This is a genomic window from Nocardia macrotermitis (genome assembly GCF_009604405.1).
Taxonomy (GTDB): domain Bacteria; phylum Actinomycetota; class Actinomycetes; order Mycobacteriales; family Mycobacteriaceae; genus Nocardia; species Nocardia macrotermitis.
Genome location: NZ_WEGK01000007.1, coordinates 57008 through 65388, shown reverse-complemented (window position 1 = coordinate 65388; position 8381 = coordinate 57008). Strand labels below are relative to the sequence as shown.

At 66.7% G+C, this 8381-nt stretch carries 9 protein-coding genes; 4 read left to right on the top strand and 5 right to left on the bottom strand.

Annotation, left to right across the window (positions count from 1 at the left end; all coding sequences use genetic code 11):
- Positions 1-102: 102 nt before the first annotated feature.
- Both NRB20_RS17620 and corA read right to left on the bottom strand, forming a co-directional pair.
- On the bottom strand, positions 103-558 hold the full coding sequence (locus tag NRB20_RS17620; RefSeq protein ID WP_153411245.1) for an AMP-binding protein: 456 nt from the start codon (positions 556-558) through the stop codon (positions 103-105).
- A 147-nt stretch (positions 559-705) separates the two neighbouring features.
- The gene (corA, locus tag NRB20_RS17615) at positions 706-1782 is read right to left on the bottom strand and encodes a magnesium/cobalt transporter CorA (protein ID WP_319945048.1); all 1077 of its coding nucleotides are present in this window, start codon (positions 1780-1782) and stop codon (positions 706-708) included.
- Positions 1783-1899: 117 nt separating this feature from the next.
- Here corA and NRB20_RS17610 point away from each other — a divergent pair, with 117 nt between their 5' ends.
- Positions 1900-2532: a VOC family protein gene (locus NRB20_RS17610; RefSeq protein ID WP_153411244.1), complete on the top strand. Its 633-nt coding sequence runs from the start codon at positions 1900-1902 to the stop codon at positions 2530-2532.
- Positions 2533-2569: 37 nt separating this feature from the next.
- On the opposite strand, the gene NRB20_RS17605 is transcribed toward NRB20_RS17610, so the two are convergent.
- The 3 genes from NRB20_RS17605 to NRB20_RS17595 form a co-directional block, all read right to left on the bottom strand.
- A complete protein-coding gene (locus NRB20_RS17605) occupies positions 2570-3856 on the bottom strand; it encodes a DUF3089 domain-containing protein (protein ID WP_194289901.1) in 1287 nt (428 codons plus the stop codon).
- Between the two features lie 538 nt (positions 3857-4394).
- Entirely contained in the window at positions 4395-4595 is a 201-nt protein-coding gene (locus NRB20_RS17600; RefSeq protein ID WP_153411242.1) for a DUF397 domain-containing protein, read from the bottom strand.
- Complete coding sequence (locus tag NRB20_RS17595; protein WP_194289900.1) at positions 4592-5395, bottom strand: helix-turn-helix domain-containing protein; 804 nt, start codon at positions 5393-5395, stop codon at positions 4592-4594. Before NRB20_RS17595 ends, NRB20_RS17600 begins: the two co-directional genes overlap by 4 nt.
- A 303-nt stretch (positions 5396-5698) precedes the next feature.
- Between NRB20_RS17595 and NRB20_RS17590 the strand changes: the two genes are divergently transcribed.
- The 3 genes from NRB20_RS17590 (at position 5699) to NRB20_RS17580 (ending at position 8358) form a co-directional block, all read left to right on the top strand.
- A complete protein-coding gene (locus tag NRB20_RS17590) occupies positions 5699-6016 on the top strand; it encodes a hypothetical protein (RefSeq protein ID WP_153411240.1) in 318 nt (105 codons plus the stop codon).
- A gap of 98 nt (positions 6017-6114) precedes the next feature.
- Complete coding sequence (locus tag NRB20_RS17585; RefSeq protein WP_319945047.1) at positions 6115-6678, top strand: peptide deformylase; 564 nt, start codon at positions 6115-6117, stop codon at positions 6676-6678.
- 111 nt (positions 6679-6789) lie between these two features.
- Entirely contained in the window at positions 6790-8358 is a 1569-nt protein-coding gene (locus tag NRB20_RS17580) for a dolichyl-phosphate-mannose--protein mannosyltransferase (protein WP_194289923.1), read from the top strand.
- Positions 8359-8381 lie beyond the last annotated feature (23 nt).

Here is an 8381-nt window from a genome sequence, read left to right as displayed (position 1 = left end):
ACGGGAAGTGCACACCGGATCCGGCGCGGGCGCGTTCACGTCGCGCGACGAGACATTCGGAAGTCGTTGCGCGGCAAGGGATATTCGGTTGAGGGTGCCGATTCAGGCAGTGCGACCGAGCACCGGGAGGTCATCCGCGGACAGCGGTGCGTCCGATCCGGTCAGGTAGCGACGCAACGTCGTACGGTCGTCCAGGACCAACCAGTCTATCGCGCCGTCCGCCTCGGGACGAGCGTGCCGGGTGGTGATTCCCCGACGTGCCCCACGGGCGGGCAGCCCGCCGGCGAGCACCGCGACCGCCCCGATCTTGGCCACCGCACGCTCGGCGACCAGGCGTTCGATCGGCGCGGCAATCGCGATCGCGATCGCCGCACCGGGCACCGCGCCGTCCTGCAGCAGCAGCCTGGCCAGGCGATTGGACCAGCTGTCCAACTCGCCGACGGTGAGGTCGCCGTCGCTCCCGGACAGCACGATCGCGTTCGGGTCGACCTCGGGCACGTCCCGGGTCGCGGGGACGACGCGCAGGTGGTCGGCGAACGGTGCGGTCTGGGTGTACATGGTCGGTTCCCCTCGGTCAGGTCGAATCGGAGTTCGTGACTCCAATCTCCCCGCTCAGGGGCCTGCCCGACAGCAACCCTCGTGCTGACTCCCGTGCTCCGAGGGTGGGGGCCACCTCACCCCAGGGTGCTCACGGCCGGCCGGTGCTCACAGCCAGTTGTTACGCCGGAAGTTGACGAACAGCCCGGTGCAGATCATCAGAATGATCCCGACAACCGCGGGATAGCCCCAGACCCAATGCAATTCGGGCATGTGCTCGAAATTCATACCGTAGATTCCGGCGATCATGGTAGGCACGGCCGCGATCGCCGCCCAGGCCGAGATCTTGCGCATATCGGTGTTCTGCTGCACGCTCACCTTCGCCAACGCCGCGTTGATCAACGCGCTGAGTGATTCGTCGAAGTCGCGGATGTGGTCCACCGCGGCGGTGTGATGGTCGGCCACGTCCCGGAAATAACGCCGAATCTCCTTGGGCAGAGGCAGATTCGTCTCGTGGCTGAGCAGTTGCAGCGGCAGCGCCAGCGGGGCGACCGCGCGACGCAGCTCCACCACCTCACGCTTGAGCTGATAGCTGGCCTCGATGGTGACGCGGCTGCGCGGGCTGAACACCTCCTCCTCCATCTCCTCGACATCGTCCTCGATCTCCTCGGTCACCATCACGTACGAATCCACGACGTGATCGGCGACCGCGTGCAGCACCGTGCTGGGGCCCAGCGCGAGTCGTTCGGGCATGCTCTCGAGGCCGTGCCGCACCCCGGTCAGTCCGGTGTGTTCGCCGTGCCGGACGGTGATCACGAAATCGGGTCCGAGGAAGACCATGATCTCGCCGGTCTCCACGATCTCGCTGACCGTATTGCGCTCGTGCTCAACGTATTTCACCGTGCGCAGGATCAGGATCAGCACATCGTCGTAGCGTTCGAGTTTGGGCCGGTTGTGCGCCTGCACCGCGTCCTCGGCGGCCAGTTCGTGCAGACCGAAGATCTGCGCCACGTCGGCCATCTGCTCGGCATCGGGTGCGTGCATGCCGATCCAGACGAATCCCGAGCCCTTCTCCCGCACCTCCGCCAGCGCCTCGGAATGGGTGAACCGGCCCGGCAGCCGTCGTCCGTCGCGGTAGACCGCGCAATCGACGATGGCCCGCGCGGTCGGCACCGGGATCCGGGGGCGTGCGGCGGGGAGGGTCCGTCGGAAACCACGGAACGGGAACTGCGGCAAGCTCGGCACAGGCTGGATGCTAACCCGGTTTGCTGGGAGTCAGCCGGTCGGCGCGGGTGGGCGGGTGCGCGGACCGGTCAGGAATCGAGAAGCGCTGGTCACCGGTCCGCGCCTAGCGTCGTCGGTATGAACATCACCACGAAGACATCCGGTATCGCATCCGTCGTTCTCACCACGCCCGACCCGAGCGCCGCCGCCGCGTTCCACGAGGCCGCGTTCGGGCTGGGCGACCGGCTGCGGGTGCGCGCCGATGACGCGCCGAGCAGCGGGTTCCGTGGTTTCACCCTGTCGCTGGTGGTCTCCGGTCCGAGCACCGTGGACGGATTCATCGCGTCTGCGGTCGAGGCCGGTGCGACCACGGTGAAACCGGCGAAGAAGAGTTTCTGGGGTTACGGCGGGGTCGTGCAGGCTCCGGACGGGACGCTCTGGAAGATCGCCACCTCCACGAAGAAGGATTCCGGCGTCGCGACCCGCACGGTGGACGATTTCGTCGTGTTGCTCGGCGTCGAGGACGTGAAGGCGACCAAGCAGTTCTATGTCGAGCACGGGCTTACGGTGGCGAAGTCGTTCGGCAGCAAGTACGTCGAGTTCGACGCGGGGTTCGCGGCGGTCAAACTGGCCCTCTACGGGCGGCGCGCGGCGGCCAAGGACGCGGGGGTGTCCCCGGAGGGGTCCGGATCGCATCGGGTGGTCTTCGCCGGCGGACTCGGTGCCATCGCCGATCCGGACGGGTTCGTCTGGGAGCCGCTTGCCGCGTGAGTCGGCACGGAATCATCTGTGCCGCAACAGGATCGAACTACACGTGCGGACCGGTGTGGGTGGCCAGCCACGCCTTGCTCTGGGCCACCGCGAGCGCGTCGAGATCGTCCTGCGCGAACTGCCAGTCGTCCATGTGCAGGCCCAGCCCGGCCCCGGTGGTGGTGCGGGCGAGTCGGGTGTCACCGCCGATCTGCAACCAGTGCGCGGTGCCGTTGGCATCCATGCCGCCGGTGCAGTGCGCGGTCAGCGCGTCGGGATAGCGAACGAATCCGGTGCCGTAGGGGCGTCCGGTGCGGTGCTGGGTCACCGACATGGTGGGCAACTCGGCGGTGATCGGCGTCGTCGCACTGGCCGGTGCGCCGCTGAGCAGGGCCGCGGGATTGACGCAGGCGACCTGGTGGGTGCGGTCGGTGCGGCCGAACCGGGCGGTGGTCGGCAGCAGTTTGCCGGGCGGCTGGCGGTAGGTCGACAGCGCGACCACGCAGCCCGTCGGCACCGGCGCCGACGCGCCCGTGCGGGTGCAGACCGGCAGATCACGGAAGGTGGACCGGGTATCGGCCCCGCCGCGATCCTGACCGATCGGCACGATGGTGTCCGCGCCGAGCAGGATCGCGCTGATCAGACGCGAGCGCATCTGCCGATTCCCCTCGATGCGCTGCTGGATCAGGGTTTGCAGCACGTAACTGCCCTGTGAGTGGCCCAGCAGCAGCACGCCGCGGTGGCGGCCGGTGGTGGGATCGATGTTGTCGTGCGCCCAGTACTCGTCCCACGCCTGCTCGACGTCGCGGGCCCCGCGCGAGAAGTCCAGTGGGCCGGTGCCGCGGCCGAACACCTGCGGCATCGGCAGCTGCCGGTAGTTCGGCACGAACATGCGGCAGTTGCTGATCAATCTGCCCACCTGCGCCCAGGTGGTGTCGATCTCGATATCGGTCGGCTTGGGCGGCCGGTTGCCGCTCTGATCCAGCGGATTGGCCACCGGATCGACGGTCGGATACACGTAGAAGCAGTCCACGGCCGGGCGGTTCGGCGCGGGCAGTTGATCGACCGTGGTGCTGCCGTCCCGCGCGAGGACCGTGCTGTCCAGGTCGGTGCGGGTGTGCGACTGCGGACGCCGGACCGTGAACGTGGCCTCCGAGGTCTGCGGCGAGCCGAAGCGGTCCTGGTTGCAGGGGTTGTTCGCCATGCCCGGCCGGCACAGCCAGACCGGTTGGGTGAGTGGTTCGGCGGAACTCGTCGCATCGCAGGAGGCCGTGAGGCCGACTCCCGCCAGCATCACGATTCCGGCGCTCAGTGCGGCGAGTCGTCGCCACTTGGTCTGCGTCATCGGTTCCCCCCGAATGCCGGAAGCGCGCGCGGTCTCGCGACCGCGTCCTTCCGAATCATCCCTTTCCAGGTCCACACGGACAAGTATGTTTCGGAATGGGGGCCGCGTTACCGGCATGCAATGCGTGTCACATTTCGCGAGGTGGGGGAGGTCGGGTCACAGTGGTGGTGGCTCAGCGGCTCGAGTGGCACGGTGCCGGGGTGCGATTCGGGATGGTCTCATCCGTCATGATTTCGGGATGAGGGACCGGTCGTGCTTCGAAGGTGGGACTACGAACGCGGCATTCGGGAGAAGACGGGCATCGAATCGGGATGGGCTGCGGAGTCCTGCTGAGACGCGAACGGGGATGTGCGGCAATCACTTCGGTGCGTCCAGACCAGTCTGTTCGTAACGGAGGCCGCGTTGCTGTGCGATCGCGGACGGGTGAATGTGGTTCGCGCACACCGGGGTTGATGTGAGGTTGCCCACGGTGCGGGGTCGGCGTCCGGGGCCGGGTTGTGCCCCGGAGTGCCGGGGCGCACCGGTTCGTGCGGGGAGGTCAGGACCAGTCGTCGAATTCTCCGGCTTTGATTCCCTTGATCCACGCGGCCATCTCTGCCTGGGTGAACGCGAGTGTGCCCGCCTCACGCGCGTTCGAATTGCGTACCAGGGCACCGCCGTCGGGGGCCAGGGCCACCTCGACGCAGGTGCCGTTGTCCGAGAAGGTCGATACGCGCCAGGTCGGATCGGTGTTGTTCATCGTCTATTGCTCCATTCCTTTGCCAGCCCAGTGATGAACTTCCGGGATTCACTGGGGGACAGGGCGATTCGGCCCGCGGCATGCTCGTACACACCTTGAAAGTACTGAACCTCCTCGGCGTCGGTGATGAAGCGTCCACCTCCGTAACCCTCGATGTGAACCTGCGGCGTACCCCAGGGATGGGACATGATGCAGAACGCGCCCAGCCGCCGCGCCTCGTACTGCCCCGCCTCGTACCGGGTGATCCGCAACGTGACGTTCGGCAGTCTGGAAAGTTCCACCATGGTCGAAAGTTGTTCCGCCATAACGTCGGGAGTGCCGATCCGCAGTCGCAGCGCCGACTCGGGCTGGACGAGACTGAGTTCCACTTCGCCGGACCGGACACGTTTCTGCCGGATCAGCCGGGTTTCGACGGTGCGGGCGATATACGCCTCCGACACGCCGTCGTAGCTGACGTGGCTGACGATGTCCTCGACATAGGCGGGCGTCTGTAGCAGCCCGTAAACGCATCGTGGCTCGTAGGAGGCGATCCTGGTGGCGGACTGCTCCATACCGAGGTAGGTGCTCAGCCAGGCGGGCATTTCGCCGTCCCCCTGCGGCATACTGGTCAGCATCGCGTTGAGTTCTTGCAGTTCCACGCCCAGGGCCTCGGCATATGCCCCGCGTTGGTTGGGCTGCGGGGTAGAGTCGCCGCGCTCCCATTTTCCGATGGTGGTGCGGTCCACTCCGACGAGGTCGGCAACCTGTTCTTGGTTGAGCCCTACGGCTTTTCGAGCATCGATGAGGCGTTCGCGTCGCATGAACGCATCATAGAAACGCCTTGAAAGCAGCATGGCGGATTGGCACCATTGATGAGGCTCCCCGGCCGGTGGCCTGTCTCGTCATGCGCGGCCGGGGTGTCCTTCGACCCTTGAGCCCTGCATGAGAGCGAAGGTTGTGATGTACGAACTGCCACAACGGTTTTCAGGTCAACACATGTGTCCGCACCTCGATTCGGGGAAGACTGCGGACCTGCTACCGGTAGAGGTCGTGCGACTGTTCGCCACCGCCGGTAGAGAGTGGCTGACCAGAACCGCGGGCGACGACATCGGGGGGCGGAACCGATGAGCCGACCGGTCGCGATCGGGTACCTGCGCCGCGACGTCTCCGGCACCAGGCAACCCTGGGACGAGGAACAGATCCGTTCTCTGGCACGCAGATTCGGCTACGACCTGTCCCGCATAGTCGCCTTCTCCCACCACACCGACGAACCCCACCAACGCCTGTGCAACGTCGTCGGCAGAATCGGCGCCACCGCCGTCTTCGTCCCCAGCCTCGACCACTTCCTCACCCCCGAGGAAGTCCCCACCGCCCTGCTCACCCTCGCCGACATAGTCACCGTCGACACCCACTACACCTACACCCGCTCCCAGGTCTCCTGACCGTCTCCCGCAGCGCGACAACGATTTCGGCAGCCGATCGGGACGGGTGTCGTGGGCTATAGTGTGGGCGGTCGTAGGTGGGCAGTACGCTCTGGCGGGTGGCGATACGACCGATTCTCATTGCGGGGGATCCGCGCTTGGCTACCTTGGCGGTGGCGGTGACCGTGTTCGATGACGAGCTGGCCGGGTTCGTGGATGATTTGTTCGAGACCAATACCGCGGCCAACGGGGCGGGGTTGGCGGCGAATCAGGTGGGGGATCCGCGGGCGGTGTTCGTGTACGACCTGGTCGAGGGTGGGGTGCGGCATCGGGGGCATGTGGTGAATCCGGTGTTGGAGACCACGGAGTTGCCCGAGACGATGCCGGATCCGGACGACGATCTGGAGGGGTGTCTGTCGGTGCCGGGGGAGTGGTATCCGACCGGGCGGGCCGGGTGGGCGAAGGTCACCGGGGTCGACATCCACGGTGCGCCGGTCGAGGTCGAGGCGACGACCGGATTGCTGGCGCGCTGCCTGCAACATGAGACCGATCATCTCGCCGGGCGGCTGTATCTGACCCGGCTGATCGGGCGTAATCAGCGGGCGGCGCGCAAGATGATCAAGCGGCGGGGCTGGACCGAGCCGGGCGCCAGCTGGTTGCCGGGTACCGAGGATCCGCGATAGTCGTTGGCGTAGCGGGGAATCGGGCCCGGCCCACGGCCGCTCGAACCGCTCGCGCCGCGACCGCATACGATCGGCTCGGTGAACCGGTTGACCGAGCGTCCAGTGGGTGACATGCGCCCGGCCCTGTCCACTCCCGCTCCGCTACGGCCCTCGCCCGATCCCGGTCCCGCCGATCGGTTGCGGGGCTGGGTGGTCACGTTGGTGCTGACCGCGCTCGCGGCGCTCACCCGATTCCAGCACCTGGGCTATCCGACCGACGGCGGCACACCGACTTTCGACGAGAAGTACTACGCCCATCAGGGCTGGGAGATGCTCACCGGCGGCGGGATCGAGGACAACCCGGCCTACGGGTACATCGTGCATCCGCCGGTCGGCAAGCAGATGATCGCGTTGGGGGAGTTGCTGTTCGGCTACACCCCGATCGGATGGCGTTTCAGCGCAGCGCTTTTCGGAACCGTACTGGTGCTGCTGGTCGTTCGCATCACCCGCCGGATGACGCGCTCGACCATGATCGGCGGTATCGCGGGGCTGCTGGTGATCTGTGACGGCACGAGCATGGTGCAGTCGCGCATCGGCATGCTGGACATCTTCCAGGCGCTGTTCGTGGTGGCCGCGTTCGGCTGTCTGATCGTCGACCGCGACGAGGTGCGTGCCAGGCTGGCCCGCGCGGACCTCGAAGGCCGAATCACGTTGAGCCGGTACGGACCTCGGCTCGGCGTGCGCTGGTGGCGTTTCGCGGGCGGCGTGCTGCTCGGATTGGCTTGTGGCACCAAATGGTCCGGGCTCTACTACATCGCGGCCTTCGGAATGCTCTCGGTCTGTTTCGATCTGGCGGCCCGGCGGGCCTACCGGGTGCCGTCGCCGTGGTCGGGCACCGCGCTGCGGGATGTCGGCCCGGCACTCTATGCGCTGGTGGTCATTCCGCTGCTGGTGTATCTCGGCAGTTACGGGGCGTGGTTCGCCAGTGAGGACGGATACGACCGGTATTCGGTCGGCAATCCGTATGCCGGGAAACATCCGGTCGGGTCGGGTGGCCCGTGGTCGTGGGTTCCGGACGCGCTGCGATCGCTGTGGCACAACCAGGGCGAGTCGCTGAGTTTCCATACGGCACTGACGAATTCGAACGGATATCACCACCCGTGGGAGTCCAAACCGTGGACGTGGCCGATGGGTCTGCGCCCGATGCTCTACCACTACGCGGACGGTGGCGTCACCGGCTGCGGCGCGTCGTACTGTGTGGACGCGGTGATGCTGGTGGGCACGCCGGTGCTGTGGTGGGTGTCGCTGCCGATGCTGGCGTGGGCGGCGTGGCGCAGCGTGACCCGTCGCGATTGGCGTTATGCCGCAATACTTGTCGGCTACTGCGCCGGATTCCTGCCCTGGTTCCTGGATCTGGATCGCGAGATGTACTACTTCTACGCGGTACCGATGGCCCCGTTCCTCGCGATGGGGGTCGCCCTGGTGCTCGGGGATATTCTCGGGCCCGCGCCGCTGCTGCGCACGGCCGCCGGCGATCGATTCCTGGTGGCAAATGAGCGGCGGACGTTGAATCTGCTGGTCGTATGCCTGTATCTCGCGGCGGTGGTGGCGAATTTCGTCTGGTTGTGGCCGATCCTGACCGCGATGCCGATCACCGTGGACGATTGGCACGCGCGCCTGATGTTGCCGAGCTGGCGGTGATATCGCTCGGCGCGAGGTGGAAT

Bases quoted from the DNA above. Each gene is read 5' to 3' on its own strand.
- NRB20_RS17620 (WP_153411245.1), bottom strand. From the start codon at position 558: ATGTACACCCAGACCGCACCGTTCGCCGACCACCTGCGCGTCGTCCCC.
- NRB20_RS17610 (WP_153411244.1), top strand. From the start codon at position 1,900: ATGAACATCACCACGAAGACATCCGGTATCGCATCCGTCGTTCTCACC.
- NRB20_RS17605 (WP_194289901.1), bottom strand. From the start codon at position 3,856: ATGACGCAGACCAAGTGGCGACGACTCGCCGCACTGAGCGCCGGAATC.
- NRB20_RS17600 (WP_153411242.1), bottom strand. From the start codon at position 4,595: ATGAACAACACCGATCCGACCTGGCGCGTATCGACCTTCTCGGACAAC.
- NRB20_RS17595 (WP_194289900.1), bottom strand. From the start codon at position 5,395: ATGCGACGCGAACGCCTCATCGATGCTCGAAAAGCCGTAGGGCTCAAC.
- NRB20_RS17590 (WP_153411240.1), top strand. From the start codon at position 5,699: ATGAGCCGACCGGTCGCGATCGGGTACCTGCGCCGCGACGTCTCCGGC.
- NRB20_RS17580 (WP_194289923.1), top strand. From the start codon at position 6,790: ATGCGCCCGGCCCTGTCCACTCCCGCTCCGCTACGGCCCTCGCCCGAT.